We start from the raw sequence: 1044 nt of genomic DNA, 5'->3' as shown, positions 1-1044 counted from the left end.
GCCTGTTCTGAAAGAGGTTCAAGATGTAAGTATTAACCGAAACGGCCTTGAATGTAATCTCTCGTACTCGAATTGCCCGCAGAAGTAAAAATCTTACTTGTCGGCCCAAATTCAACCAGGCGACCGATGCGACTTTCATCAGTATTAAAAAATGCCGTGTAATCAGAAACACGAGCTGCCTGCTGCATATTGTGCGTCACAATCACAATCGTTAACTGCTGCCGCAGAGTCTGAAATAACTCCTCAATCTTCATCGTTGAAATCGGATCCAGAGCAGAACAAGGTTCATCCATCAGCAAAATTTTCGGCTTCACCGCCAAAGCGCGAGCAATACAAAGTCGCTGCTGCTGTCCGCCCGAAATCCCCTGAGCCGATTTATTCAAATCGTCTTTCACCTCATCCCAAAGCGCCGCACTTTTAAGTGCAGATTCCACAATTTCATCTAATTCTGCTTTACTTTTGTGGCCAAAAATTCTCACTCCGTAAGCAATATTATCGTAGATGCTCAGCGGAAAAGGATTTGGTCGTTGAAACACCATCCCAATTTGGCGACGCAAACTATTAATGTTTACTTTTGGGCTGTAAATATCTTGTCCAAAAAACTCTACTCTTCCTTTAATTTGAACCTTTCCCTCCAATTCACCAATCCGGTTGAGAGCTTTGAGAAAAGTCGATTTCCCGCAACCTGAAGGGCCAATAATAGCCGTAACTTGCGGGTGAGGGATATTCATCGATAAATTTTCTAGGACTTGGTGAGTTCCGTAATAAAAACTTAAGTCCTGAACCCGCAGTGCTGGCATTGCATTGGGGTCTATTTCTGGGGTGACATCGTCTAGGAATTGATCTGTAAACTTGTCGGATTTCAAGTTAGCTTTAGGTTTCATTATTTGCCTGGTTATCTGGTTAATATTTGATTGAGAGATGCACTTTAGTTATTAATTTATCGGTTTTGCAAGCGTTTCCGAGTGGGTAGTGGCCAAGAAGTAATGATGGTAAGATAGTAGCCTTGATAAGTTTTTTGTCAACTATGCCGAATTGTCCCGT

General features: G+C 42.4%; 1 protein-coding gene. It reads right to left on the bottom strand.

The window, feature by feature from the left end:
- Window positions 1–32 precede the first annotated feature (32 nt).
- Window positions 33–884, bottom strand: coding sequence for a phosphate ABC transporter ATP-binding protein PstB (gene pstB, locus QUA38_RS29180; protein WP_333168046.1), 852 nt, complete (start codon window positions 882–884; stop codon window positions 33–35).
- Window positions 885–1044: the final 160 nt, after the last annotated feature.

It is taken from the genome of Microcoleus sp. Pol12B4 (genome assembly GCF_036701385.1).
In the GTDB taxonomy this organism is placed as follows: Bacteria; Cyanobacteriota; Cyanobacteriia; order Cyanobacteriales; family Microcoleaceae; genus Microcoleus.
This window is presented reverse-complemented; position numbering and strand designations above follow the sequence as displayed.

Bases quoted from the DNA above. Each gene is read 5' to 3' on its own strand.
- pstB (WP_333168046.1), bottom strand. From the start codon at position 884: ATGAAACCTAAAGCTAACTTGAAATCCGACAAGTTTACAGATCAATTC.